28 protein-coding genes and 1 pseudogene are annotated in these 26,646 nt (G+C 39.4%); 5 read left to right on the forward strand and 24 right to left on the reverse strand.

Going from position 1 to position 26,646, the window contains the following annotated elements; genetic code table 11:
• The first annotated feature begins 80 nt into the window (after nucleotides 1-80).
• Complete coding sequence (locus NI470_RS05830) at nucleotides 81-1,292, forward strand: YeeE/YedE family protein (RefSeq protein WP_253147889.1); 1,212 nt, start codon at nucleotides 81-83, stop codon at nucleotides 1,290-1,292.
• Nucleotides 1,293-1,346: 54 nt separating this feature from the next.
• On the opposite strand, the gene NI470_RS05835 is transcribed toward NI470_RS05830, so the two are convergent.
• The 3 genes from NI470_RS05835 to NI470_RS05845 form a co-directional block, all read right to left on the reverse strand.
• Complete coding sequence (locus NI470_RS05835; protein ID WP_253147888.1) at nucleotides 1,347-1,856, reverse strand: hypothetical protein; 510 nt, start codon at nucleotides 1,854-1,856, stop codon at nucleotides 1,347-1,349.
• 63 nt (nucleotides 1,857-1,919) lie between these two features.
• Nucleotides 1,920-2,699: a TIGR03915 family putative DNA repair protein gene (locus NI470_RS05840; RefSeq protein WP_004279976.1), complete on the reverse strand. Its 780-nt coding sequence runs from the start codon at nucleotides 2,697-2,699 to the stop codon at nucleotides 1,920-1,922.
• Nucleotides 2,699-3,958: a putative DNA modification/repair radical SAM protein gene (locus NI470_RS05845; protein WP_253153941.1), complete on the reverse strand. Its 1,260-nt coding sequence runs from the start codon at nucleotides 3,956-3,958 to the stop codon at nucleotides 2,699-2,701. The genes NI470_RS05840 and NI470_RS05845 overlap by 1 nt, the downstream gene beginning before the upstream one ends.
• Nucleotides 3,959-4,165: 207 nt before the next feature.
• Here NI470_RS05845 and NI470_RS05850 point away from each other — a divergent pair, with 207 nt between their 5' ends.
• Nucleotides 4,166-5,209 (forward strand): NAD(P)H-dependent flavin oxidoreductase, encoded by a 1,044-nt coding sequence (locus NI470_RS05850; RefSeq protein ID WP_253147887.1) that lies wholly within the window; start codon nucleotides 4,166-4,168, stop codon nucleotides 5,207-5,209.
• 54 nt (nucleotides 5,210-5,263) lie between these two features.
• On the opposite strand, the gene NI470_RS05855 is transcribed toward NI470_RS05850, so the two are convergent.
• A complete protein-coding gene (locus tag NI470_RS05855; RefSeq protein ID WP_253147886.1) occupies nucleotides 5,264-5,941 on the reverse strand; it encodes a hypothetical protein in 678 nt (225 codons plus the stop codon).
• A 249-nt stretch (nucleotides 5,942-6,190) separates the two neighbouring features.
• Entirely contained in the window at nucleotides 6,191-7,237 is a 1,047-nt protein-coding gene (gene dusB / locus NI470_RS05860; protein ID WP_253147885.1) for a tRNA dihydrouridine synthase DusB, read from the reverse strand.
• A 144-nt stretch (nucleotides 7,238-7,381) separates the two neighbouring features.
• Between dusB and NI470_RS05865 the strand changes: the two genes are divergently transcribed.
• Complete coding sequence (locus NI470_RS05865; protein ID WP_253147884.1) at nucleotides 7,382-8,614, forward strand: tyrosine-type recombinase/integrase; 1,233 nt, start codon at nucleotides 7,382-7,384, stop codon at nucleotides 8,612-8,614.
• Here NI470_RS05865 and NI470_RS15885 read toward each other — a convergent pair.
• On the reverse strand, nucleotides 8,611-8,706 hold the full coding sequence (locus NI470_RS15885; RefSeq protein WP_420908916.1) for a hypothetical protein: 96 nt from the start codon (nucleotides 8,704-8,706) through the stop codon (nucleotides 8,611-8,613). The two genes, NI470_RS05865 and NI470_RS15885, sit on opposite strands and share 4 nt — an antisense overlap.
• A 35-nt stretch (nucleotides 8,707-8,741) precedes the next feature.
• On the opposite strand from NI470_RS15885, the pseudogene NI470_RS15830 reads away from it, so the two are divergent.
• A pseudogene (locus NI470_RS15830) lies at nucleotides 8,742-8,908 on the forward strand (IS256 family transposase); the annotation flags it as partial.
• Between the two features lie 77 nt (nucleotides 8,909-8,985).
• Here NI470_RS15830 and tnpC read toward each other — a convergent pair.
• The 11 genes from tnpC to NI470_RS05920 form a co-directional block, all read right to left on the reverse strand.
• The gene (tnpC, locus tag NI470_RS05870; protein WP_253147883.1) at nucleotides 8,986-10,584 is read right to left on the reverse strand and encodes an IS66 family transposase; all 1,599 of its coding nucleotides are present in this window, start codon (nucleotides 10,582-10,584) and stop codon (nucleotides 8,986-8,988) included.
• A gap of 74 nt (nucleotides 10,585-10,658) precedes the next feature.
• The gene (gene tnpB, locus NI470_RS05875) at nucleotides 10,659-10,994 is read right to left on the reverse strand and encodes an IS66 family insertion sequence element accessory protein TnpB (RefSeq protein WP_005006379.1); all 336 of its coding nucleotides are present in this window, start codon (nucleotides 10,992-10,994) and stop codon (nucleotides 10,659-10,661) included.
• Nucleotides 10,991-11,374 carry an IS66-like element accessory protein TnpA gene (gene tnpA / locus NI470_RS05880; protein WP_005006377.1) on the reverse strand — a complete coding sequence of 128 codons (384 nt, stop codon included), beginning with the start codon at nucleotides 11,372-11,374 and terminating at the stop codon, nucleotides 10,991-10,993. Before tnpA ends, tnpB begins: the two co-directional genes overlap by 4 nt.
• A 125-nt stretch (nucleotides 11,375-11,499) precedes the next feature.
• Nucleotides 11,500-12,231, reverse strand: coding sequence for an Lcl C-terminal domain-containing protein (locus tag NI470_RS05885; RefSeq protein ID WP_253147882.1), 732 nt, complete (start codon nucleotides 12,229-12,231; stop codon nucleotides 11,500-11,502).
• On the reverse strand, nucleotides 12,228-13,694 hold the full coding sequence (locus tag NI470_RS05890) for a hypothetical protein (RefSeq protein WP_224466849.1): 1,467 nt from the start codon (nucleotides 13,692-13,694) through the stop codon (nucleotides 12,228-12,230). The genes NI470_RS05885 and NI470_RS05890 overlap by 4 nt, the downstream gene beginning before the upstream one ends.
• A gap of 49 nt (nucleotides 13,695-13,743) precedes the next feature.
• Nucleotides 13,744-15,933 carry a dynamin family protein gene (locus NI470_RS05895; protein ID WP_253147881.1) on the reverse strand — a complete coding sequence of 730 codons (2,190 nt, stop codon included), beginning with the start codon at nucleotides 15,931-15,933 and terminating at the stop codon, nucleotides 13,744-13,746.
• Nucleotides 15,934-15,945: 12 nt separating this feature from the next.
• Nucleotides 15,946-18,282: a dynamin family protein gene (locus tag NI470_RS05900; RefSeq protein ID WP_224466853.1), complete on the reverse strand. Its 2,337-nt coding sequence runs from the start codon at nucleotides 18,280-18,282 to the stop codon at nucleotides 15,946-15,948.
• 750 nt (nucleotides 18,283-19,032) lie between these two features.
• Nucleotides 19,033-19,170 carry a hypothetical protein gene (locus tag NI470_RS05905; RefSeq protein WP_253147880.1) on the reverse strand — a complete coding sequence of 46 codons (138 nt, stop codon included), beginning with the start codon at nucleotides 19,168-19,170 and terminating at the stop codon, nucleotides 19,033-19,035.
• A 713-nt stretch (nucleotides 19,171-19,883) separates the two neighbouring features.
• A complete protein-coding gene (locus NI470_RS05910) occupies nucleotides 19,884-20,135 on the reverse strand; it encodes a hypothetical protein (RefSeq protein ID WP_253147879.1) in 252 nt (83 codons plus the stop codon).
• 64 nt (nucleotides 20,136-20,199) lie between these two features.
• Nucleotides 20,200-20,439, reverse strand: a complete 240-nt coding sequence (locus NI470_RS15890) for a DNA methyltransferase (protein ID WP_420908917.1) — start codon at nucleotides 20,437-20,439, stop codon at nucleotides 20,200-20,202.
• 262 nt (nucleotides 20,440-20,701) lie between these two features.
• The gene (locus NI470_RS05920) at nucleotides 20,702-21,097 is read right to left on the reverse strand and encodes a transposase family protein (protein WP_253147878.1); all 396 of its coding nucleotides are present in this window, start codon (nucleotides 21,095-21,097) and stop codon (nucleotides 20,702-20,704) included.
• Nucleotides 21,098-21,163: 66 nt separating this feature from the next.
• Between NI470_RS05920 and NI470_RS05925 the strand changes: the two genes are divergently transcribed.
• The gene (locus NI470_RS05925) at nucleotides 21,164-21,781 is read left to right on the forward strand and encodes a hypothetical protein (RefSeq protein WP_253147877.1); all 618 of its coding nucleotides are present in this window, start codon (nucleotides 21,164-21,166) and stop codon (nucleotides 21,779-21,781) included.
• A gap of 118 nt (nucleotides 21,782-21,899) precedes the next feature.
• Here NI470_RS05925 and NI470_RS05930 read toward each other — a convergent pair whose 3' ends face one another.
• The 7 genes from NI470_RS05930 to NI470_RS05960 all read right to left on the reverse strand — a co-directional run bounded on the left by NI470_RS05930 (nucleotide 21,900) and on the right by NI470_RS05960 (nucleotide 26,635).
• The gene (locus NI470_RS05930) at nucleotides 21,900-22,121 is read right to left on the reverse strand and encodes a hypothetical protein (protein WP_253147876.1); all 222 of its coding nucleotides are present in this window, start codon (nucleotides 22,119-22,121) and stop codon (nucleotides 21,900-21,902) included.
• Nucleotides 22,122-22,618: 497 nt separating this feature from the next.
• The gene (locus NI470_RS05935; RefSeq protein WP_253147875.1) at nucleotides 22,619-22,780 is read right to left on the reverse strand and encodes a hypothetical protein; all 162 of its coding nucleotides are present in this window, start codon (nucleotides 22,778-22,780) and stop codon (nucleotides 22,619-22,621) included.
• Nucleotides 22,781-22,964: 184 nt separating this feature from the next.
• The gene (locus NI470_RS05940; RefSeq protein WP_253147874.1) at nucleotides 22,965-23,669 is read right to left on the reverse strand and encodes a hypothetical protein; all 705 of its coding nucleotides are present in this window, start codon (nucleotides 23,667-23,669) and stop codon (nucleotides 22,965-22,967) included.
• 48 nt (nucleotides 23,670-23,717) lie between these two features.
• On the reverse strand, nucleotides 23,718-23,987 hold the full coding sequence (locus NI470_RS05945; RefSeq protein WP_253147873.1) for a hypothetical protein: 270 nt from the start codon (nucleotides 23,985-23,987) through the stop codon (nucleotides 23,718-23,720).
• Between the two features lie 134 nt (nucleotides 23,988-24,121).
• A complete protein-coding gene (locus NI470_RS05950) occupies nucleotides 24,122-24,904 on the reverse strand; it encodes a hypothetical protein (protein WP_253147872.1) in 783 nt (260 codons plus the stop codon).
• The gene (locus NI470_RS05955; RefSeq protein WP_253147871.1) at nucleotides 24,897-25,898 is read right to left on the reverse strand and encodes a hypothetical protein; all 1,002 of its coding nucleotides are present in this window, start codon (nucleotides 25,896-25,898) and stop codon (nucleotides 24,897-24,899) included. Before NI470_RS05955 ends, NI470_RS05950 begins: the two co-directional genes overlap by 8 nt.
• A 5-nt stretch (nucleotides 25,899-25,903) precedes the next feature.
• Nucleotides 25,904-26,635: a Rha family transcriptional regulator gene (locus tag NI470_RS05960; RefSeq protein WP_253147870.1), complete on the reverse strand. Its 732-nt coding sequence runs from the start codon at nucleotides 26,633-26,635 to the stop codon at nucleotides 25,904-25,906.
• Nucleotides 26,636-26,646 lie beyond the last annotated feature (11 nt).

Consider the following 26,646-nt stretch of genomic DNA (forward strand, 5'->3'; position numbering starts at 1 on the left):
TGATTGAATCGGCAAAACGGGCTGCATTTAAACTGAAATTCAGTAGAATACCAGCCTTTATTTTTAAAATTTAATCTCCCATGTCAGTCATTGTTGCTGCTTCCCAACGGTCGAATATTTCGGTCTGGGCAGCTTTTATTTTGCTTATCATAGGTACAATCGGTGCCTATCAAATCGTAGGCTTAAATCAGGCTCTATTATTCTTGGTTGGTGGTGCACTGGGCATGACCCTGTACCATGCTTCATTTGGTTTTACTTCGAGCTGGCGTGTCTTTATCAAGGAACGTCGCGGCCGTGGTTTACGTGCGCAGATGATTATGCTGGCGCTGGCAGTTTTACTGTTCTTCCCCGCTTTAGGTGCAGGTCAATTGTTCGGCAACCCAGTCAAAGGCAATGTTAACCCTGTTTCCATGTCAGTCATGATTGGTGCCTTTATTTTCGGTATCGGTATGCAACTTGGTGGCGGTTGTGCATCAGGTACGCTGTATACCGTCGGTGGCGGTAGTGCACGTATGCTGGTGACGCTCTTGTTCTTCTGTATCGGGTCTGTGATTGCGACCTCACACCTTGACTGGTGGTTTGCTCTGCCACATCTTGAACCGATTTCACTGGTAGAAAGTTTAGGCGTTCTCCCTGGATTACTGTTGAGCTTTATCGTTTTTGCCATCATTGCTGCAGCAACAGTTTATTTCGAAAAGAAACGTCATGGCAGCCTGGAAATTGAGCCACGCAGTGAATATCAGGGCTGGAAGCGCTTTGTTCGTGGTCCATGGCCTTTGATTTGGGGCGGGATTATTCTGACCTTACTCAACTTTGCCACTTTGGCACTGGCAGGTCGTCCTTGGGGCGTGACCTCTGCACTCGCTGTTTGGGGTGCCAAAGGTGCTACGCTTGTGGGTGTTGATGTAGCTTCTTGGGATTATTGGCAAAAAGCAGGCAATGCTAAAGCACTGGCAGAATCATTATGGTTTGATATTACCTCAATGATGAACTTCGGTATCATGCTGGGTGCTTTGTTGGCAGCAAGTTTGGCAGGTAAATTTGCGCCGAATTTCAATATTCCAAAACGTTCACTGATTGCTGCTGTTGTAGGTGGCATAATGCTGGGCTACGGCGCACGCTTAGCTTATGGGTGTAATATCGGCGCATATTTCAGTGGGATTGCCTCTGGTAGTCTGCATGGCTGGTTGTGGCTGGTGTTTGCCTTTATCGGCAATGGCATTGGGGTAAAACTTCGTCCAATCTTCTTCCCGGATGAGAAACCGCAGCCTGAAAAACTAACCGGTTGCTAATGATTAAAATCAAAAAAAGCCCATCAATTTGATGGGCTTTTTTTGATTCAGATTTTACAGTGCGGCTTTTAAATTACAGCCATAACCCATGGTCTGCTGGACCTGACGATAAGTCGTATAACGATCCAGAATAAAGGTATAAAAATGATCAGCGTCAGAGAAATTGGTTTTTAAATTTTCATTCTTGGCATTAGGCAGTTTAATGTCATCGACCAGTTCCAGATTGTAATGTCCCAAACGGTACATATCGGAAAAATAACTATTCATCATATTGCAATAGGCGATTTTACTGGGTTTTAATGCAGTACTGCTGACAAGATGCTGGTTCAAGCTTTGCAGATTATTGACATCTAAAGGAAACTGGTGCGCGAAAGCAATGCTTTCGACTTTCTTAAATTTCTGAAAGTCTTGGGCTAACTGGACATTGAGTGCATCAAAACGTTGCTGCAGTTCCTGTGCGGTCTGAACCTGATATTTGGCTGGATCTACGACCGGTTTTTGTGGTTGTTCCGAACATGCAGTTAATCCAGTGAGCAGCGCTAATGACGTTAGCCATACCTTCATGTTTATACACTCAATTTAAATATACCAATGCTTATTATGCCTGAAAGCAGCTTGATGTACTGTTTAAAGTAATTTCTCATTCATATAACGCCAGTAGCGCTTTGGCACATATTGAATATGCAATTTCATGTTCTTGCGCGCCTGAATATTCACACTGTTAAAATAGTCTTTCCAGAGCTGATCATATAGCAGCTCTTGATCATCCAGTTCAATACTGAATGATTGACTATGACCAATCCGGATTTGTGGATCGATTATTTCAGCGTTCATCTCGACCTGATGCATCTGCCTTAAATCATAATAAATACCGTAATTACGCTGCTCGTCATAAATCAGCCAGCTTTGATCCTGATAACGCTCCTGAAAATGTCGGGAAATAATCGGCAAGACATTAAAATCCGGTCTGACCAGACTCAGAAACAAACCATCTTTGGCTTTTTTAAAGCGTACAAAAGCCTCCATACGATGCTTTTCCCGCCCCACTTGCTTGGCCCATTGCGACATGCCGATCACCGCAGTATGACCATAATCTTTATCGACTGGACGCTGGTTTTGAAAGACATAGACTGCAAAATCAAAAAGAGTCTGGAACGCTGCTTCCTGCTCTGACAAAAACGTATAGTAAAAAGCACGCAAACTGCTGGAAGATACTTTCTGCTTTAATCCCTGCCACACCCGCTGCCCATGCTGATCATTAGAGGCCACATGGATAAATTCATCAAATAAACCTGTTTGTGCTTGAGGATTGGCCGTCACTATCACGTTAAATTCTTTAAACTCGAAAGCACGAAATACACAACTGAGCAGACCAGTCATGCTGCCATCAAAACAGTAACTTGCCACTAGAAACCCAATCCTAATTGAGGTGAAAGTTGCTGCTGATATTTGGATTGTCCTGACATCAAAATTTGCTGGCGAATCTGATGGGACTGCTGATCTTTCTTAAATTTCGGTGTATCTGCACAGCGGATAAAATGCTGCGCCCGGTTATAAGCCACGCCCATGCGTTTTAGCTGGTCAATATGAATCTGTCCAAAACGGCGGGCCTGTACAATTTTCTGGGCAGAACGTACACCTATACCGGGTACCCGTAGAATCATTTTATAGTCGGCACGGTTAATATCGACTGGAAAGGCTTCAGGATGACGCAAGGCCCAACTGAGTTTGGGATCAATATCCAGCTCCAGATTCGGATGCTGCTCATCGACAATTTCATCAGCAGCAAAGCCATAAAAACGCATCAGCCAGTCAGATTGATACAGACGATTTTCTCTTAATAATGGCGGTGCTGAACCGATGGCGGGTAAGGCTTTATCTTCAGGATTAATCGGGATATAACCAGAGAAATACACCCTTTTCAGCTTGAATTCCTTGTAATGCCGATCAGCCATCAAAATAATATCCTGATCGGTTTCACTATGCGCGCCCACCACCATCTGTGTGGTTTGTCCGGCAGGTACAAACTTGGGGACTGACTTGATCAGCTTGCGTTCATCTTTGAGCTGGATCAACCGGTCGCGTACAATGCCCAAGTCTTTTTGTACTTCGGCATGGGTTTTCTCAGGCGCAAATTTTTGCAGTCCCGCTTCCGTCGGCATTTCAAGATTAATACTCATACGGTCGACATACAGTCCGGCTTCGGTAATGATCTCCTGTGATGCACCCGGAATAGTTTTCAGATGGATATAGCCATTAAAGTTTTCTTCGAGTCTAAGTTTTTTGACCACCTGTAGCATCCGTTCCATGGTGTGATCGGCCGATTTAAAAATTCCCGAACTGAGAAACAGCCCCTCAATATAATTACGCCGATAAAAATTCATGGTCAGATCGACGACTTCCTGCACGGTAAATGCTGCACGCTGGACGTCATTGGAACGGCGCGAAACACAATAGGAACAGTCAAAAATACAGACATTAGAGAACAGAATTTTCAATAAGGACACACAGCAGCCATCTTCGGTATAACTATGACAGATACCATTCCCGGTATTGCCCACACCCTTGTCTTTATTTTTACGGTTGCTACCACTAGATGAACAAGACACATCATACTTGGCAGCATCGGCTAAAATTTGCAGTTTTTCACGGATACGATCAGACATGAACTCAGAGAATATGTGACCAAAAAGCTATTATAAAGTGTTCAATTCTAGGCTAATAAAAGTTCTATCTTCTTGGCGACGTAGCGTGTCGCAAGAAATGTAAATAACACGTAACCCATGCTGCAGTATTTCAAAATAAAATAACCAATATGATTTGCTTAATTTTGTGCTCAAAGGCAAAGTAAAAGCATAACAAGGAGCAAATCTATGTCTTTATTAGAAAATCTCGGAATTAAACATCCTATTTTCTTGGCACCGATGGCAGGTGTCTCTACGCCAGAGCTTGCTGCCGAAGTGTCCAATCAGGGCGGCTTGGGTTCACTGGGTCTGGGGGCCAGTAGTATCGAGGCTGCACGACAACAGATTTTAAAAACCCAGGAACTGACAGATTGCCCTTTTCAGGTCAATTTTTTCTGTCATGAGAGTGTGCCTGTAGATGAAGCTGTAGCGCAGGCATGGATTGCCCAGTTTAAAGATAAATTTGCCGAATATGGCACTCAGGCACCGGATCATTTGGAGTGTATTTATCCGAGTTTTAAAGACAATGATGACTTCCTGAATCTGGTATTGGAAACCAAACCACGGGCGGTCAGCTTTCATTTTGGGATTCCACATCCGCATCAGATTCAAGCCTTAAAACAGGCCGGGATTCTGACCATGGTATCTGCAACTAATTATGCCGAAGCCAAAGCCATTGAAGCAGCCGGAATTGATATCATTATTGCGCAAGGTATTGAAGCTGGTGGCCATCGCGGGATTTTCTCGACCAAGTTTGATGCATCAGTTAAAACCTCGAATCTGGTGAAGCTGATCAAACAGCATTCTTCCCTGCCGATTGTAGTAGCAGGCGGGATTATGACGGGTGAACAAGCGCGTCAAATGATGGATTTCGGTGCAGATGCCGTGCAACTTGGAACTGCATTTGTGCAATGCAAATCTTCTAATGCCAATGATGCCTATCGTAAAGCACTATTTTCCAAGCCACTCACTCAAGTCAGTGCCAGTATTTCCGGTCGTCCGGCACGCGGCATCATTAACCACTGGCATATTGAAGTCGATACACCCGATCGGCTGGATGTTCCGGCTTATCCATATACTTATGATCTGGCCAAACAATTGCATGCTGCTGCTGCCAAACATGGGGATCAAGGGTATGGCGCATTCTGGGCAGGTTCAAATGTGGCGCAGATTCGTGAAATGGAAGCTTCCGATTTGATTAACCAGCTCGTACTGGAAATGAAGCATCTTTAATCATTGAATCATAAAAAAACCTCTCACATGGAGAGGTTTTTAATTTATCTAGAATTAGCGTGTGACACGATGCCAGGCATCTTTAACTGCAAATTTCGCTTCTTCCCAGTTGAGGCGGGACTCACCTTTTAACTGCTCCCATTTGGTACGCAGTTCAGGTTCGGCACGGTCAAAATCCGTATCATGCTCATACATCGGACGATTTTCATAACCGACCCGGTAAGCACCGCGATAATCACGATCGTAATCTAGATCGCCATATGTGCTACGCGTTTCATTGAAATACGGACGATTATGATATTCATCTCTCCAGTAATTATCTTCTGCACTCAAATGATCTGGATGTCGATAATTATCTGCCTCAGGCAAGTTCTCTGGATGCTGGTAATTATCTGCCTGTTTCTCATGATCAGGTGTTGCAATGTCATTACCTGCAATACCGCCAACAACACCACCGATAATACCACCCACCACTGCACCTGGAGGGCCACCTACCAGACCTGCAACTGCGCCTACCGCAGCTCCACCCAAAGTACCGGCACTGGTCGCAGCCAGATTATCCTCACCTTCATTCATGTCTGGAACACGAGGATTGTCTTTCACGGGTGTATTCAAATCTGGACGTGCATTGGTATCAGTTGGATTTATATTCAGGCCTTCACTGCGTTCTTGTGGCAATTCCGTTGACGTTTTATGGCTAAACTCTGTGACTGGACGATTGGTATTTGTCATTACAGATCTCCCTCAATGATGACGATAAACAAGATGGATCACATCTGGTTTATATCTGGATAGATTCATCATAGAGGAAGCTTGAGTAAGCAATGTCCAAGTCCTGTCCAGTTTAAGTGAACAAACTGTGCTGCTATGTATTAGACAGGCTGAAGTGTAAACAGAATGCAAAAATCAGCCTGCTCAAGATAAAAAAGGTAGGGATTTCACACAAAAAATATTACTTGATTCGCTGAATTTTGCCCGCCATTACTTGGTTTCCAGTAAATTCACCTGCTCGACTTGTACATCATTCATGGTTAAACCATGTTCTAGCAGTGCATTAAAATAATCCTCTACTACCCGATACTGGTCAGCAGTATTTTCTACCTGATACATGCTTTGACGAAATTCATTACTAGAACGCAGTCCTTTGGTGTACCAGGCAATATGTTTACGGGAAATCCGGCAGCCGGAATACTCGCCATAGAACTCGTATAATTCTGTCAAATGTCCCAATAGAACATCTTTCACTTCTGTAATACTCGGTGCATCAAGATGTTGACCGGTTTTCAAATAATGGGCAATTTCACGAAAAATCCAGGGCCGACCTTGTGCTGCACGACCAATCATAATTGCGTCTGCACCAGTATAATCCAGCACATATTTGGCTTTTTCCGGACTGTCGATATCACCGTTAGCAATCACGGGAATCTTCAACATTTCCTTTACGTCTTTGATTAAAGAATAACGCGCGGTATTCAGGTACATATCTTCACGGGTACGGCCATGTAAAGCCAGTGCCGCAATTCCGGCTTGTTCAGCCCGTTTGGCGACCCGTATAATATTTTCCTGGCCGTTCAAATAACCAAGACGGGTTTTTAAGGTCACTGGCACATCAACTGCAGCCACAACTGCATCCAGAATACGCGCAACTAGATCTTCATCCTGCAATAAAGCAGAACCGGCGAGTCGGTTACAGACCTTTTTGGCTGGGCAGCCCATATTAATATCAACAATTTGCGCACCATTGGCCACCTGATAACGTGCCGCTTCAGCCAGATCATGGGGATCTGAACCAGCAATCTGCGCTGAAATCGGTGCCAGCTCTCCATCAAAATTGGCACGATATAAGCTCTTTTTACTCATGCGCAAAGTTTTGTCAGATGTCATCATTTCACTGACCGCATGGCCTGCACCAAAGTATTTGCACAAGGTTCTAAACGGACGATCGGTCACACCTGCCATGGGAGCGACAAAAATCGGGGTAGTCTTTGATTTATCAAACAATTCTTTAATAACAAGGCTTTGGGACATTTTTAAATTTTCCATATAGTGCCATTTAGTACCACTTACCCCCACGAAGTACAACGAGTTACACCTTGAATTGTACCTAAAAGTGTACCACAATCCATTTCGAGGTACATTTCTAGGACTAGGTACAACAAGGGGTAAACTTATATGGGTACAATCGTGGAGAAAAGACTTGCCGATGGAAAGGTCAAGTTCAAGGCAGTCGTAAGGCTTAAAAAAGCAGATTTAGGTAATTTTAGCAGTTCTAAGACTTTCAGTAAAAAATCATTAGCCACGACATGGATTAAAAAGATTGAAGCAGAGTTCGCAGAAAGCCCTGAAAAGTTCTTTCAGAAGCAAGAAGATGAAGTTGTATATCCAACTTTAAAAGAAGCTATTGAGTATTACATTGATAAAAATGGTAAGAATTTTGCTCGCACCAAAACAAGTTCTTTAAGACACTTGGCAAAGTATCCAATTGGTGAAATCACACTTGACCAACTTAAAGGCACAGATATTTATAATTTTGCCGAAATGCGAGGTACAGGTGAATATTCAGCAGAGGGCAACCCTCTCAACCCCGCAACTATTAAAAAAGATTTAGCACATCTTAAAGTCGTGCTGAAAAATGCTAGAAGAGGACGTGGTTTTAAAATCCTAGATACATTGCTTGAAGACTATGATGAAGTAATTAAACAATTAATTGAAGATAGAATTATTGGTCGTAGCACTCCAAGGACACACTTACCTACTTCCGATGAATTACAGCGATTAACAAGCTTTTTTTATAAGAATTGGAGACGTAAAGCAGGCACAACACCTATGCACTTGGTTATGTGGTTCGCCCTTACATCAGGTCGCAGGCAGGCAGAAATTTGTAGTTTAAGACTCATAAACTGGAAGAAAAGCAACAATACCTGGCTAGTTGAAAACTTAAAAGACCCCAATAAACGTAAAATTGACCGCCTAATGAAAATTACTCCTGAGTGTATGGAAGTCATAGAGGAAGTATTAAAGCCTGATACTCGTAAAAGAATGCTTGAACTAGGATACAGTGATCAATTGCTCTTCCCTTTGGACTCTAAAACCATTGGGACTTACTTTACACGTGCTTGCCATATCCTAGGTATTCAAGGACTGCGCTTTCACGATTTACGACACGAGGCAGCGACTCGTTATGCCGAAGATGGTTTTACTGTCCCACAACTTGAACAGATTACCTTACATAGTTCTTGGAACACCTTAAGGCGCTATGTAAATATCCATCACAGGGATGATCGCTTAACCTTTAAGGAGGCTATTGAAGTAGCAGAAAAAGAATTTGATGAATGGTATGGTGGTTTTTCAGAAAGACAGCGCTATGTAGCCAAAATTGACTACATAGAAGCTGCTGACATTTAACCTAGGATTTGGGTTAGCGCCGTAGATATATCACCAATAGCATCATTCAGCAATCTACCTCTATTTGCTGATAGTGCTTTGGTGGTATCCATACTATCAAAAGATATCTTAAGAGAAATTTCTACTTTTAGATCCTTTTTTCGGTGGGATTACCCGAAAGGCTATCTACACCATCAACACAATCACATCCTTAAATAGCGTAAAGTCTTTCCAGCAGATGATTCTGTATGTAAACTGATTTACTTAGCAATTGATGCGGCGTCTTAAAAATGGAATAGGCTTATTCGCTGCTAGCATTTAGCCATGAGCCACTTTATTACTGAATTCGGTGACTACCTAAGTAAGCGTCCGCTGAATCCCATGCCTATTTTTTAATTTTGGTCGGATTTCCAGCGGTGTGGCAGTAATTCTTCTATTTGGGTCACTTTATGTGTCGGCAGCCTTTTCAGCACATCACTGAGATAGGCATACGGATCCAGGCCATTCAGCTTTGCTGACTGGATTAAAGTCATGATATTTGCCGCTCGCTGACCACTACGCAGTGACCCAGCAAACAGCCAGTTCTTACGTCCCAACGCCCAAGGTCGTACCTGATTTTCAATCCCTTGCGCAGCAATGCTGCTCATATCTATAGGCAAATTGCCATCATCCAGATAGCGGCTTAAAGCTGGCCAACGCTTCAGAGTGTAATTGATCTCCTTGGCGGTGGGAGAACTCGATGGGACCGTCAGATGATGTTGGTTGAGCCATTCATATAGTTGTTGCATCACCAGTTGACTATGCTGTTGCCGGTATTCGCGGCGGTGTTCTGCTGTACCGTCGGTCTCTTTTCTTAATTCTGCTTCTATAGCATACAGTTTCTGAATCAGCACTAAGGCCTGTTCAGCGACCTGACTTTTCCCGGTCACATGCAGTTCATGGAATTTACGACGCGCATGTGCCATGCAGCCCACTTCAATGACCTGGCCTGATCTAAAGCGTGCTTTATAACCACTGTAATCATCACAGACCAGATGACCCTGCCAGCCTTTCAGGAACTCTTCAGCATGCTGACCAGAACGGCTATCTTGAAATTCATAGATCACCGCCTGAACTGGATTGTACTGTGTGGTGGCATAGGCCCAGACATAACCTTTCTTCGGTTTTTTCTCATCATCACCCATCTGCATGATGGTGACCGGTGTTTCATCTGCATGCATCACCTGCTGTTGCAGCACCACCTGTTTTAAGGCATTGGCCAGAGGCTCCAGTTCTATACCGCAGCGACCAATCCAGTCAGATAATGTGGATCTGGACAGATCAATGCCAGCCCGCTGATAGATTAGGTGCTGACGGTACAGCGGCAAATGATCGGCATACTTCGATACCAGCACATGGCTGAGCAATTCAGGTGAAGCAATGCCTTTATCAATCACATAGGCGGGCATCGCTTGCTGAGTCAGGGTGTCGCACTGATCACAGACCCATTTGCCACGGACATACTGTTCCTTGTAGAATTGTGCCGGTCTGAAATGCAGTTTTTCACTGATATCTTCGCCGATACGACGTAACTGGCAGCCACAACTGCATTGGGTTGATGCAGGTTCATGCTCAATACGGATGGTGTGTAGATGATCGGGCAGCAGTCGACGTTTAGGTTTGTTGACTGTGGCTTTCTGTGTCGCTGCATCGGTTTTATCTGCATTTAATCGTTCTAATTCCAGATCAACGGCTGCGATATCTTCTTCGACCGCTTCGTCCCATAGATGGATTTGTTTTGCCGTTAAGTGTTCATTCTTTTGGGCGAATTTGTGCTTTTTAAACAGCGCCAGTTCATGCTCGTATTTTTGATTGAGAATAGAAAGATGCTGAACTTTGGCATCCAATTCTTGATTTGATTGCGCCAGAGACTGATGCTGCAGAGCCAACTGTCTGGTGAATTCCAGTAGTTGTTCATGGGTCAGTTGGCTTAAGTCAGGCAGCGTATTCATGACCGCAGTATGCCTGAGGTCATGAAGAGAATGAAATAGAACGTTTGGAGGATGGCAGAATAGCCGAGCTTGGTTTAGAGCATCGTGACCACCTGCTGTCGTCCAATGCGCTGCCAGGGCAAACCCTGGATTAATGCCTGTAACTGTTCCGGACTGATCGCCATGCTTTCACCCTGGTGAACCTGCGCCCAGTGGAATTTTCCCTGTTCCAGCCGCCTGGCACACAGCCAGATGCCCAGTCCATCATGTACCAGCACTTTCATGCGATGGCCACGTTTATTACAGAACAGGTAAGCACAATGCGGTTTAATGTAGCCAAAGGCTCTCACCACCTGAGCCATGACAGTATCCATCCCTGCTCGCATATCCAGAGGTTGGGTAGAAAGCCAGATTTCATCAATGCTGATCATGTTGCAAGTGCCTTGAGTAATTCTGCTAAAGCAGATATTTCTGATACTTGCCATTTCAAGCCAATTTCTGCTTTTGAGTGGGGTAAAGTAATTTGAACCGTTAACATGTCAGTAGGAGTAGGATCTAATGGTGCAGAGCAAGATAAGGCAATAAATGCAGGTTTATTCGGTAGTGGTGAGCGATCATTCCCTGGCTTACCATCAATTAAGCGAATCCATTTGGATACAAGATTTGTATTCAATCCATGTTGCAAAGCGACCGAAGCAATTGAAACGTCCGGTGCTTTACAAGCCTGAACGATCTGCTGTTTAAATTCAGCACTGTATGTTCTTCGTTTTTTCGCAAGAGATGCGATGGATGTCTGGTTATTTGTAGTCATGAATTTTAGTCCCCACTTGTTTTTAAGTGGGGACTAAATTAAGGCTTATAGGATGAATTCATAAGGTGTGTTCAGCGGACGCTTACCTACCTAAGCAATCACCTTTAGTAATTTATAAAATGTAATTACCTTCTCCTCAAAGTATCTACTATAGAATCAATCCAACTTTTACTTTTGGAACGAGTCGATCTCACTAGTCTAATATAATTAGTATAAGTATTACTTAAAGGAACATATGGCTTTCCATCTTCAAAATTTATGAATATAGGATCACCATTCTCATCAGATGAACTAGACCAATACTTACCCCAAATATTATTTTGGGGTTTAAATAAAATTTCTTGTTGATATTTAAATCCGGCTTCATTTTCTGCTAGCTTTAATCTTTCTAATTCTTCTTGCGTTGGTAGTCGCCAATCACTAAAACCTGCAAATCTTGAATCCATACATATTTTATCTACTTGATCAAAAGCAAAATCCAATGATTCACCAATTACCTCACCCTTCACCCATTTTTGTCCTATACTGATACGTGACCACATCAAATTATTTTTAGGATCTGTCCATACACCACTTTCTAGTTCAGTAAATTGGTCTATTCTTCTTACTATTTCATGACTTTCAGAACATTGTTCATCTAGTCGCTTAATTTTATGTTCAATTCTATCTAATTTATTAACTAAAACCTTTTCTACCTGTTCTAAAAGAAAATCTGATTCTTTTTCTATTATCATTTTCTGATGTTTAATTTGAGCATTGAAATCAGTGTTATTTTCTGCCAATAACTTTAAATAGCTTTCAACAATATTGGCTTCAGCTTTGGTGGTAAAAAAATCATTAAAATTTGTCAATTTCATTTACCTTCACAGTGGTGATAATGGTCTTGATAACGAGTTTGCAATACAGAAACTTTCAATAAAGTAGCAACAAAATTATCTAACTCTAAAGTTCTCATTTTATCTTCAATTAATTGAATAAAAATATCGAATGATGTTTCTTGTTCAGCTGTCAAGCTTTGATAACTTTGTAGCATTTTTTTTGATAAAAAATCTTGTAAATCATTTACATTAACATCGACCTGATTGATAGTATCCAGCATTTTACGCACATAAGTTTCAAACAAATCACATATTGGTTGAATTTTAGCAATCCAATAATTTGACCACCATTGAGCAAGAGGGTGCTGTTGAGGAAGTTGTAAATTTAACAGTTTGATATCATCTAAAAGACTTTCAAAATTTAATGTATCCAACTGACTATACCAGCGGCTTAATAATGTCCCCTGTATTGCATAGCGTTCTAAACCTACTAAACGAGTCATATTCATATTATGAATAAACTGCTCATCTATATATAATCGTGCGATATAAGTCTTTATTCGTTGAATTACCTCTAAATGTTGAAAAAGCATTGGACGAATATCCCATTCATCTTGCCATTGTAAAATTTGTTGTGAATAAGACTTTTTAAAGTCAAAGGTTTGGTTACCTAAAGGGGCTAACAGATCTTCCCAAAAATCATTTCTAAATTGATTGAGTTGGGCTGCATTCATTTCCTCAAAATCTAAAGGTGTAATATTTAGATCTAAATCTTCACTCTCAAATCCCAAATTTTGCCATTCTTCAGTAATGCGTTGTTGCATTTTTTCCTTTAAACGCACCTGACTGCTATGCTCACAATGTGTAATTACTAATCTGAGATGAGCCTTACCTTGTAAAAATATGGCATTGCCAAGCACTTCTAAAAAGTTGCTTAATCGGCATTGATTAATCACACCATCTAAACGATTTGCATGGCACACATAAACAATGGCGAGATTATGCTCACCTACAAAATAATGTTGGGCATCTTGCTCGGCAAAATCATCTTCACCAGAGTTCCAACCAGGAGTATCGATTAAAAATAGCTTTTTAGGTTGATTACCTTCTGAGTAACCATCGCCATTGGCCAAAATAAATTTTGGTTCATTAATTAATAATCTTAAGCGATGGGTTGATGGGTCGTATTCGCTAACAGCCTCACGAGAAGGAAATTCATCTAAGGATGCTAATATATTAACTTCGATATCTCTATCGTCTGGTTTCTCAATCAATAATAATTGCTGATTTTCAGCATAGCTGATTTCTAACTGTAATTTTGTTTGTGCTTCCTGGGAGCTAATAGGTTTAAATTTCTCAGGAATTTTATCATCAAGTAGTTCACGAATAACTCGTGTTTTCCCAGCCGAAAATTCACCAACGATACGTACCGTTAATACACCATCTTCTATCTTAGGTAATGCTTGATCCATTTTTTCAGAAAAATAAATTACATCTTGCATTAATTGATTACTAAGTGAAAACTCCACTATCTTTTTCCTCATTCTAAATTTAAGCAAAAGAAGCCATTACAAGTCTAATTTGTTGCTCTTCTTGCACTAATATTTTTAAATTAGATGCTTTTTGCTGAGGAAGTACTTTCATTTGTTGCTGAATATCTTCTATCTCTAACATTCTGTTTTCGAGTTGTTTATCTATCACTTCTGTCCAATAATGCTTTAAATGCTCTCTAAGATATTGCTCAATGCCTTGAATTTGATAATCAAATTGCGTCATCCATTGTTGAATGGCACGGTTACGATAGCGCTCCAATAATTCTTGCTGTTCCTTCTGTTGCTGTTGCGCTGCCTGAACCTGTTGAAATTTTAATTCCTCTTCTAACTCCAATATATATTTTTGAGTTTGATGAATTTCTTTCTGTTTTTGCTCTAAAGCAAAACCTAATAATTTATTTGCTGAAAGCATATCTTGCTTTAAGTTGAGTTCATGACGTAAATGCTTAATATTCAATGTTAATTGCTGTGTTTGCTCAAAAATTTGAGCTTTTATAACTGGATCTTGAACATATGCCATTTCAGAGGGTTGATCAAAAAGACTCCCAATTTTTTCTGTCCATGTCGATACTGATAACCAATTAAGCAAGTGAAGAGGCGTATATTCTTTTACAGTCTCTTTGGTATCTTGTACCGTTTGTTGTGCTGTTTGAATTTTCTTAATTGTTTTATCTGCAAGTTTTAAAGCTTTACCCACTTTAGTAATTGCAGTATTAGGCAAAAAGAATAGTATATTATCTACTACTTCCCCTACTTGTCGTCCTATATCAGAACCACGGGTATCATAGACTCGACTTTCTACCATAGCAATTGGCATATTGGTCATCAGTTGACGTTCTTTAGCGAACTCACCGATCGCCTGCTCAAGTTGCTGTATACTGTCATCTAAGTTTTCGGTTGAATTTTGCTGTTGTGCTTTTTGTTGATATTCATTTTGATGCACACTCAATTGTTCTTGAAGTTGATTTAATTGCCCAATTTGTAAAAAATCACTACTAGTAATTGGCTCGACTGTCGGTAATCGTAAGTTTAGAGCTTTGATAGCTTGTTCTGGAATTTCAATCTCACCAAACTTTTTCATTAATGTTTGGATATGTTGAATATAAATAGATACAGCTAAACGTAATTGCTGTAAACCTTGTTGTATGAATGAACCCCATTCCTCCTCAGATAAAGATAGTTTTTCCAATTCAATGAGTAAGCTATTCTTTTGCTGATGAATTATTTCATTCATTTGTTGGTCTAACACAACATTTTCATGATCTTGTTGCGTATATAAACTTCTTTTTAGCTCTATCAACGTATTTCTTTTTTCTAGTAACTCTAAATGCAATGCTTTGATTTGTTCTTCATTTAAAATATTATTCGCTTTTTGTTGCTCTAAATTATGAGCTAAAGTATTTTCTAATTGTGGTCTTATTTCAGCAATAAAACGCTGTAACCTAATCTGCTGTACATTTTCTTTGGCCTGAGCAATGAATTCAAAAATTTTCGCATGATTTAAACCTTGATAATGTGTCACAACTAATGGGTGATTATATCCCGTGGCTTGTTGAATTGTTTTTTGCCATTGCTCTAAATTAGGTGGTCTTTCACCTGAAGATATCGCTTGTTCAACTTCATCCCATCGATTAACCAAAATCAAAAGATGTTTACCATAAGACTGAATCAATTGAATTGTATCAATATCAGAAACGGATGCCCCACGTGGAGCAAGCAAATATAAAACAACATCTGCCTGTTGAATTTGTGCAACTGTAAATGACTGATTTTTTTCACAAATAGAACCTAAACCCGGCAAATCTACCACTTGAATATCTTTTAACCATTCTTGATTAAGCCCTAGCACCGCACATTTCACTCCCTCTGGTGCAGTTCTAGTAGCTGTTATAAATTGATTACGATCTATTTGTTGCACTGAATTATCTTTGTAAATCAGTTGAACTTCAGTTGATGGCGCATATTGAATGATAGTAGGTAAAGCAGTCGCTTCTTCTTGCGCAGCATGTAACCAAACATCATTTAGCATCCCATTGAGTAAGCTACTTTTACCTACTGAAAATGATCCAACTAGAGCTAAACGCAAGGGCTTATTCTTTTCAAAAAGCATATTAAATTGTTGGTCTATAGACTGTTGTAAAGAAGTTGGCAACTGTTCTAAAGTAGTGATCAATTGTTCATATTGCATGTTTAACATTCCTTATCTCATCATTTCACTACTTAAAAAATCTTGGGTCACTAACAGTAAATCAGAAACTTCCTTTATGCCTTTTTCTAAAGTCTCATGACGCTGTTTTATTTGTTCTTGACCTTGCTCAATTAAAACTTGTATCTGCTGACGTTGTGCCAATTTTGCTTGTAAAGGTTCTTCAAGTTGTATAATGACTTGATGCTGTAACAAGGTTAATTGTTCATTAAACACATCACTCACATTTGGTTTTACTTGTGTTTGTAATTGAAGAATAAACTGCTTTAATTTTCCTGCAGTATTTTTTACCAATTGATTTCGAGTATCTTCAATCAACTGATCTTTACTTGCTGCAGCATTTTGTTCAATTTTTTGGCGCTCACGTTCAACCCTCTTCACTTCTTGTTCATATTTACGCTGAGCTGCTTCAATACTTAAACGTCTTCCTCTTTTTTCGGCTTCTTCTTGTTGTAATTTTTCTAGATAAGCATCTTTATCAGCAATCACTCTTTGTAGACCTTCATAGTCTCGTTGCCAAGAATTCATATTGCTGTGATCCTCTACCTCAACCCAAACCTCCTTCTTACCGAAAAAGAAATCCATAACCCCCAAACCACCATGAGACTTATATTCTTTTTTTCTTTTAATTTCAGGTTTAGGACGATTACCTAATCGTTCGCGCTCCAATTCAGCACGTTGTAGATTTCGCTTGGCATTTTCCATCGCAATAGGATCTTCAATATTTTTAATCTTGTCTTGTTCTAAACGATGGATCTCTTGTTGTTGCTCTTGAATTATTTTTTCTAATTTTGCATTTTGTTGCATGTACTTATTAATTTCACTTAGATCAATTTCAAAGCCAAGTTCTAACTTTGGTAAATCAAACTTAATATTTCCAACCTTATGTTGTAAGTCTCCAGCATGCTTCTCTAATTGTTTTGCATAATCTACTCTTAAATCAGCAAGCTGTGCCAAAATACGATCATTTTGCCTTTGCATTTGATGATTAATGGCTTCCAAAGCTTCATCATATTGCTCTTGTAATTGAGTAGGTAGCGATATCTGCGTATTACCTTTATCAATTTCTTTTTTAATATAATGATTCGTTACCTGCCCATCTATCTCTAATTTCAAAGCTTCTAACGGTTGAATCAGTTGATTTTCTAATTCTTTAACTAAATGTTCAGCTGCTCTATTATGTTCTCCTTTAGCATTTTTATTTGTTGTTTCCAACTCTAGATTAAGCATCTTAATCTCGTTGTCCAACATATCACTTTCTCTTTTTCTTTCTTCTAAACTTTGATCTGAATTTAATAAAGAAATTTCTTCTTTCATGCTTTCAATTAAATCTTGCTGAATATTAATCAAATTATTTAAAGGCTTTTTATATACTTCATCTGCTGCTTCTCCTGTAGATAACATTTCTGCAATACGTTGTGTAAGCTTATCAATATTAGATTGTGCTATCTTATTTTTATCTAAAGCCCATTTAGCACTTACACCTATTAAATTTTTATCATCAATAATTTGCGCTATTTTACTTTCATCTAAATGGCTTAAATGCTTATGGAAATTATCTTTGACAATTTGATATTTTTTCGCTTCACGCTCTGCTACGTCTACTCTTAAATCTCGATCATCTTGAGGATCAATCACACTATCCCACATATTAATTACTGTGATGAATTTATTAAAATTCTTTTGAACCGTATTAGATAGAAATTTCCACTCTGTTGCATTACCACCAAGTTGCTGTACGCTTTGAACCCAAATTGCAATATGTGCCTCATTAATTGCCCGTTCTGTAATACTTTGATGATGTGCATTAATTGATTGTAGCCCTGGGGTATCGATTAAAACCAATCCTTGATTTAATAGGGGATTATTTGCCGTGAATGCTTCAATATAATCTACTTTTTCTCGTTCCTTTTTATTGCTGATATCTAATTCTGTACTCCACAGTTCCAAAACTTCATCTTTATCCCATCCTATATCTTCATGGCTATCTTGACGATGAATACGAATATATGGCTGATCCTCTCCTTCTGGTAATTTTCTTACAAATGTATTAATTGCAGTTGTCGATTCTTGTGCCGCAATTAAAAGACGTATATTAAGTAATGCATTAATTAATGTTGATTTTCCGCGTGAGAATTCACCAATTACAACAAGCTTAATTTCGCCTTCTGAGTTTAACGACTTTTCGATATCTTCAAATGTAGATGCAATATTTTTTAATTCTTTTTGCCCAAACTGTTGAAATACTCTTTGTGTTTCTTGTAAATACTTTTCAACATTTTTAATCTTTTCCTGATAATGTTGTAACTCTCTACTTAAGACATCACTCACAACCCAAAACTCCTATATTTACTAAAATTAAATCATTGCTAGACTTTTATTTACTTATGTATCTAATTAAAAATAAAATTATTTATATAGCAAAATTAACACCATACTATATACATAAAACAATTAAATCAAATAGTTAATAAGGTATCCATCTAAAAAAATAGAATATAAAAGTAGAATTTTCTCTTAAGATAAAAACAGGAGATTCTGCATGAAAATATCTAAATTTAATTACAGCTAGATCATGTCCATTTTAAAATAGGCGGAGTTTAGGATACCTGTAACTCCCCCTTGGCATGAGCAATGCTACAATCTATAAATGGCGTGCCAAATATGGTGGTATGGAGTAATCGCCTGTGCTGAGTTTAGGATTGCGCCGTTGCGTGTTTCTACAAAGGGAATAGATATTTCACTTGAAGCATTACCAGTGATGAAGTTGAGTTGATAATGCCCGATGTTCACACTATCCGACTGAGCTTCAAAAAGTGAAAATCTACACTCTGAGCCAAAAATGGCATCTTAATATGACGGATTAAAGAAAGGTACCGCCTGCTTGGCCTTTCTCGGTTGTCCACCACTTACTTTCAGGCGTGTAAATCTCTATCTGTTTGCTTGCTATTTCTGCATTTCTGGCAAACGGCGTGAGTTCTACAGCAAAGTGGACGGTGCTAAGTGTTCCCAAGTCGTACAGTTCTTTATATTGAGGGCTTCGGGTTTTTGTAACCCTGCCCATGCTCCAATACTCATATCTTATTCCTCAAAATCGTCATCATCGCCTAGGTTTTCATTGCCTATAGGTTCTTCACCACCTACATTTTCCCCACCTACGGCGCTAAATAATGCAATATACCGAATTAGCTCTCTAACAGAAGCCTCATTTTGTCGCATAAATTTGAACCCTAAAAATGACCGATTTTGGTATAAACGCACCCTGCTTTTTACCCATTAATTAATAACACTGTGATTAAAATTTAATCACCCACGTGCAATGCTTACCACCTTCCACCTAAATCCATCCCGAAAAACCCTCAAATTTGATCAATTTTTATATATGTCTACCGTTACAAGACAAAAAAGGGGGTGTTACACTATAAAAATGGGTGCGTTACACGATAATTTGACTGTACGTTACAAGACAAAAATGGCATTTTTTTTGGGTGCGTTACACCATAAAAAACCCATTTTTAGGGGGTGTTACATCATAAAAACAGTGCATTACACCATATTGGGCATTTCGTTACACTATAAAAATCAAGCTCAAAAAAAGTGAGGTATTTTTTAACAAATTCACTCTTCAAACGGCGCAATTTTGGCAGTGAATTGCCACAGAATGGTTGTATATTTCCACTATATTGGCAGTCAAAACACTTCATTGGATCTGTTAGAATATTCTATGACACCAAATTAACAAGGAATGGAAGTAAAATAACGTCAAGTACCAGCCTATTCTACTCAATGGATAGGTTTTGCAGTGGATTGCCTGTTAGAACCACTTATTGGCGTTTAAGTGTGAATGATTGGCAATAAAAATAATCAGAATGGCTTTTTAATGGCATTAAAAAAGCGCCACACGGCGCTTTGTACAGTTTAATAAAGGATTACTAGGCTTCGGATGTATTCTCGGTATTAGCCTCTTCTTTAGCTTTACTAGCCTTGGTTTTAACTTTGGCTTTTTCCATATCCTCTCGGATTTTATCTTTTACCCAATTTGAAAAGTCCTTAATCGTATTTGCGTGATCTAAAAGTTCTTTATCCTTATAGATATTAAACGAGATAGGTTTCATTACTCGTTTATTCTCATACTGTTCTTTAATTAATCTTGATCTTTTATTTATTGCTGCATCATCTGTCATTTTCACACCATAATTAATATTGTTTATTTATGCCTATAAAAATAACGTCGTATATACGTTTATGTCAATATTTTATAACACTCAATAACAATATAAGCGTATGTTTTATTTTATGATTTATTTTTGAATGATCAAAAAAATGACTACCTAAAGCAGTCCTTTTTCCCACGGCGCTAAAATCCATTAAGAATTTAGCCTCATTAATACGTTTATTAGCTATTTCAAAATATTCGTTATCTAACTCGATACCAATGAATTTGCGCCCTGTATTCATGCAAGCTACGCCAGTAGAACCAGAACCCATTGTAAAGTCCAATACCTTTTGTGGTATAGGTCTTAATAAGATATTCAAGTAAATCGACAGGCTTTTGGGTTGGAGGCACCGCATCAGTAACAGATCCAAATTCCAATAATTGAATTGGATAATTGGTAAATTCCTGCATGTATGTCTCTTTATGGAGTTCTGTTATTAGCGAACAATTACTGTGGTATTCGCCTTAATGTCACCGTCTTTTACTTTTGCAGTAATAGTGACCTTACCTTGCTTATGGGTCTTTTTCTTGCCGCTATAGCTTTTCTTCTGTTTTTTTAGGCCTTTGGATTGGAATTTCCGTGGCATCCACGATCACAACATTCCAGTCGATGCCTTCGCCCTCGGGTAAATCTTTGGGTAAATTAAACAGATTGGACCGAATCAGGCAGTCTTCAACATGACGGACAATTCTTGAGGCTGTGGGCTCTGAAACCCCGTAACTCGTCGCAACGTGAAATAAGGTTCGGTATTCCCGCCAATAGCTCAGACAGAGCAGAACCTGATCCTCCAGGCTTAACTTGGGCGGTCTGCCTTTGGCACAGACATGCTTCTGCAATTGCTCAACCATCAAATAGAAAGTTGACCATGAGATGCCTGTATATCGCTTGAACTGAGGATCAGAGAGCTTGTTTGAATCGATGTATTTCATCCGCAGATTATGCACGAATGCTAAGAAATCCGGAGTGCAAATATTAACCAAAAAGAAGATCGTTTTTTGATTTATGAAAGAGATCTATTATCTAACCCTGAACAGACCCACCCACTCACGATTAAAGTCATCAAAAAGTTAAAACGCATAAAGAAGGAATCTATTTTCTCTAGCCGTTGTTTAGGACTGAAAGAACCCATAAATGATGTAAACAAAGTTCTAAGAAGCCTGTACTGCTCCGATGCCATTCAGCTTCTTACCGACCACGTATATATGAAGTCTGATGAATGCCCTTATGACCTTACAGATGAACAGCTAATTGAAGCTGTTACCCTCTGTGAACAGGTTTATGGTCACAAAATACAGATCCACGGTGCTAAGGCTTGTTTAAAGTTCGGTATCCCTGTCGATCAACTATATGCCGAGTCTTTCTATACCACCGATAGGACGATGAATATGAGGGTTATTGATCGTGAAATTTTTATACACCACTGTCCAATCCCTAACGTGTTTAATCACCCAATCAAGATTGTTTGTGAGGCACTATCCGCACTTCACCACCTAGGCGAAGATCAAGCCACCATTGAACACATCAAATTGATTTGTGATGCTATGACTGATGATGAAGTTGACGAATTCAATGACTCTGATAAGCCTAAATGGATGGAAAAATTAAACTGGTAATCAAAGAAAAAAGGGACTACATCTGTAATCCCTTTTCCCACGGCGCTATTGTGTCGTATATACATCAATAAACCATTATTTTAAAAGATGATCCAATTTTGGATCATCTTCCTATTGGTTAGGTCGCATACCGATTTGCTGCGGTACTGCCTGCACCAATCTGCCCATTTTCCCTTTGTTCAATCCTGTCTTTAGCCCCCTGATTACCAAAAGCAGCTCCTATCCTGTCTATGGTATCGAATCCAAAGTCTGCAAATTTTCCACCTGTTTCTTTCACCTCCTCTTCAATCTCTGTCAACTTTTCAGATAGTTGAGGGGAGAACTTAGACAATGCACCCACCAACACGATACCTAGCGCCGTAGCAAGTCCTACAGGCAATACAGGCAGAACACATAAGCACCATTGGCAGTAGAGGATTATTTAGAGGCGTTCTAGCCCCTTTTAATAAACTAAGAACATCCGATACGTCTTTTTCGATTTGAGTTGTGCTTCGTTCTACACGGCGCATACCAATCAAAAATCCGAGATCATCATATTTTAAGCCCGACTTTTCTGACTTTGCTATCACCTAAAATCCAAGGGATTTTAGGTTTAGGTTAAGGCCCTAACCAATGCCCCACAGCGCCGTATTCCAAGCATAAAAAAACCACCTCGAAAGGTGGCTTAAATTTTCACTAAAATTATTCGTCTTCAACTTCTACAACCAATCCCAGGTTTTGCGCCCAACCGTAGCCATCTTTAACCGACTCAAGAATCTCTTCAACTGTATAAACTTCTACGGTAGATAAAAACTCAGCCTCAAGGTCTTCAATAGTATTATCCTCTTCTTCTAAACTTTATTTCACCCATGCCGCGTTTTGTTCATCTTCCCAACACTCTTCGACACTATCAAATTCCAAAAGATAGTCCCCTGACTCAAGATGTTGAACAATTACTGTGTCTTGATCTTCGTTAAATAGTCTGAATTCCACACCATCAACAACGATTGTATTTTTCATTTTTTTCCTAATTTTTCGTTATGGTTTACTTTATATTTCAACTATAATCGTATATACGATATAATCAATACCCTTTTTAAAATATTTTTAATGTTTTTTATAAGTATATGTTTTTTAGATTTATTTAATTTATAAACAATAAAAAAATCGCCTCAAATGGACGGTTGTTTTTACACTAGATATATTACTCATCATAAAGCATGAAAGTGTTTAGTAACTCTTCCTCTTCTTCCAATAAATGGATCTCAAAGAAGCAGATCATAGGTTCAAGTAACCAACGATTTTGGATGCAGGTCTCATACACTGTCGCCACGCTGTCACCTGCAAAGTGGTTTTCAGAGCGAGAAGTGATATACAAGCCTTTGCCTTGCTCTCCCTCTTTTAACTGTAACCTGTATCTATCATCGAATTGGATGCTTTCACCCTCAATCACACGGCGCATATAGTGTTTGAGGTTGCCATACTTAGTTAAAAAATCATCAGACTGTTCAGCAGTGTTGTCGTATATACCGATTTTACGCATCACTTCTAAATCTTCTTTAGGCACACCCATAATCTTGTTGTAATCGTATCCCAAACCACGCTCTACAAGTGTCTGATACATCTCAAGCATCGTACCCCCTAGGTAGTAGTAACTGAACGCTTTACCCTCTAAACAAAAGATACCCACGCCTTCATGGATAGACAGGCGATCTTCATCCACTTCTACACCTATACGATCTTCTATGAGTCCATATACTTGGTCTATGTGTTCATGGGTAACTAGGACATTTACAAAGTCATCCGTGTACTCAAGGCGATATACACCATAAAGCATCAGGCTTTTGTATATCGCTTCCAATCGGTTCATTCGTCTGTTCATTTGCGTTTCCCCATTATTCAAAGTCATCGCCCATTTCAATAATTTCGAGCTTTCTTTGGAATGCCAATTTCTTCTTCAACATCTCTTGCTTAGCAGCTTCAAGGAGTGCCTGTGACTGCTCCGCATACACCGTGCGCTTATAGCCTTGTTTTTACCTACTCCATGCCAATTTGAATTAGCTACCAACCAACCGGCTTCAACAACGACCTTCTTAATTTCATCTGAATGTTCACTAAACATTAAAAACAGTTCAGTAAAGGTCATAAGCTGTAAATCAACGAGCTTTCGGTCTTTGGCAATTGCTACGCCTGACTTAAATAAATCGGGATCAATACCAACGATCATGACGCACAGTCTACTAAACAAAATTAGTTTAAAAGTGTATTAAACTTCCAAAAAAGCTACATAATTTTTGTTTATTTTGGATATACAAAAATAAAGGGGTTGTTTATCACCCCTCTATTTCCTCACAATTTTCTTTACACGGCGCTTATTGATGAAGTGAGATGGTTGGTATTGGAAGATGCCTTAAGTAGTCCACCATCACCCTTCTTAAGCCTTTCATGTACTTTCAACTCTTCCACCCTGTTGAAGAGTGACATCTCAAAGCCTCGCACCTCTATCTGTGCTTTTTTAAACGCCTGATTCCACCCCATACCTTGTTGCATATACTCTGCAGTTAAATCACATATGCGTTGTTTGTCTTCGGGTAAATTATTTCTATTGTCTTGTGCAGCAACAGGCTTGGCTTTAGGGGTGATCATCATTAAAGGCACATACCATTCCTGTTGGCGACCTTGCATCTGGGCTTTAGCGAGATAAGTCTCATACAGTGACTTAAATTGATTAAAAGCCTCTTTTGTTTTTCCCTGATCAACCAACCAATAAACAGAGTCCCAGGCTTTCTTCGCTAATGTGGTGACTTTCATCTTTCCTTCCACTAACTCAGCCTCAGATTGATTTGAATAGTCACACGCACGTTGCCACGCTTCTATAGCAGTCCACCAACTACCTGCCATACACCATGTTTTAAAATCTGAAAGCGTTGGGCAAAACTCACCAAATCCTGCTTTGGCATTTAAGTGCGCTAAACCTTTCTCAAATTGTTCATCAGTCAACATAGCCAACGAACCACTAATAATGCTTAAAATGCGAGTCAAGTCAGTCATACCGTTAAATTGGCTAATGAACTTGTGTCCATAAAGCACCTGCATAATGTCGTAGAAATCACGTGCCTTACTCATTGCTACAGAGCTATTCATGATCATATGCTCCAATTGTTAGCGGTTGCGCTTGGTTTACAGTAATAAACGGATGTAGTGGCTGTTGTTGTTCTAACTGCATACGCTGTTCTGCAAGTATTTGCATTGTGCTTCTGCTGTTATTAAATAGGCTTTGCGTATTGCCTCTTGATTGCTGTTGTTCACCAAGATACCAATTGCATTTAAATGACCCCCATGGGTTTTGACGTTTTAAACATAATTCAACCGCTTGAGGTAAAGTCAATTTGGCTTTTTGCGCTTCATTTAATAACTGTTTAAAAGCATTCTCTGTATTCACAAATTTCTTCGCTTTTCTTACTTGTATAAACTCCGTTGCTTCTTCATCTGGTACACCCATTTTTTTAAGTTCGTTTTTAAACATAAACTTCGGTGCAACCGAAGAAGGTTTTTCTTGTATATCAGTAATAGGGTTAAGGGAATCAGGATTCAGTAATAGGGAATCAGGAATCAGCACGGTTGACACAGGGTTAGCCTCAGGCATGCCCAGGTCTTGCCCTAGGTCGCACTCAGGCTCAACATAAGGTACTGAATTTAAGTAATTATTATATTCTTCCTCACTAGCAAAACCCATGAACCCTTGATCATCAAACTGTGATTGATCTAGTTTTAGTCTAGGGCTTGCCTCAGACATACCTAGGGCTTGCCCTAGGTTGTAACGAGGCACATCACTTATTGTTTCCTTGTGGTGTGGATTTTGATGCTTTTTGAAAGTCGGAAGAAAAATGCACTTGCTATTTGCTGCAACATAACGAATCAAAAATCCACTCTCTTGCAGTTCATCAAGCATCTGATCAACATTCACATCATCTGCAGGGAAGACTGCCATTTTGATTTTCTTTGGCTTATCCTCTAAGTAACCTTCACGGTCACATAGAGTCCAAAGGCCAATAAAAAGTAAGCGTGTTTCAAAAGATAATTCTACCAAATCCTCATTAATAAAAAATGATGGTTTTATATTTCTTGCTCTAGCCATTGATCTTACGCCTCACACAATAATGCTGTTGTTTGCATAATTTGATTGAAGATCGATTGCTCACCTTTAGTAGTGAACATTACCTGTGAGTATCCTGTTTGGGTGGTACACATCTTCCCTAAACCATGATTAACGAACCACGAACTAAAAATACGACCACTAGAGCGTTTGTCATATACGCTATAACCTTCCAACTTTCTGTTTAAGGCATTCGCAGTCATACCCATGGTTAATCCAACCTGAGTAGCCGTCTGTAAGGTGTCACGTGCTGCTACGGTGTTAAAGAACTCCACCTTAGGTTGTGCAATCGCTAAAGCTTGGTTCTTCTCTTGGATCTCATGCTCTTTCAGTTCAAGTGCTTCTGCTTGCTGCGCAGCTAGTAAAAGGGCTTGAGCGTATGTTTTAGGTATTGCAGGTGCATTATTGGTCTGTGCTTCTTCTAACTCATTCCAACGTTTCATCACGGCATAACGCAATTCGATGCTGTAGCCAGTGATAAGAGCCATAGTGAGGTCTTTGCTCAGATAAATATCTGACATATAACCCCTGTCATCTCTAACTATTTGAAAATATTTATGATTAAAATTTAAAACATCTATTCCTTCACCATAAAGAGTCACAAGAATTGTGCGTGTATCACGTAGAACATTCCCCTTAGATTTGTTTGTTAATACTGCAACTTCTATCACAGACACAAACTGTTGATTTTTTGAACTAAATTGTATTATATTATTCATTGTTCGCTTAG

The organism is Acinetobacter lwoffii (assembly GCF_024129115.1).
GTDB lineage: Bacteria > Pseudomonadota > Gammaproteobacteria > Pseudomonadales > Moraxellaceae > Acinetobacter > Acinetobacter lwoffii_T.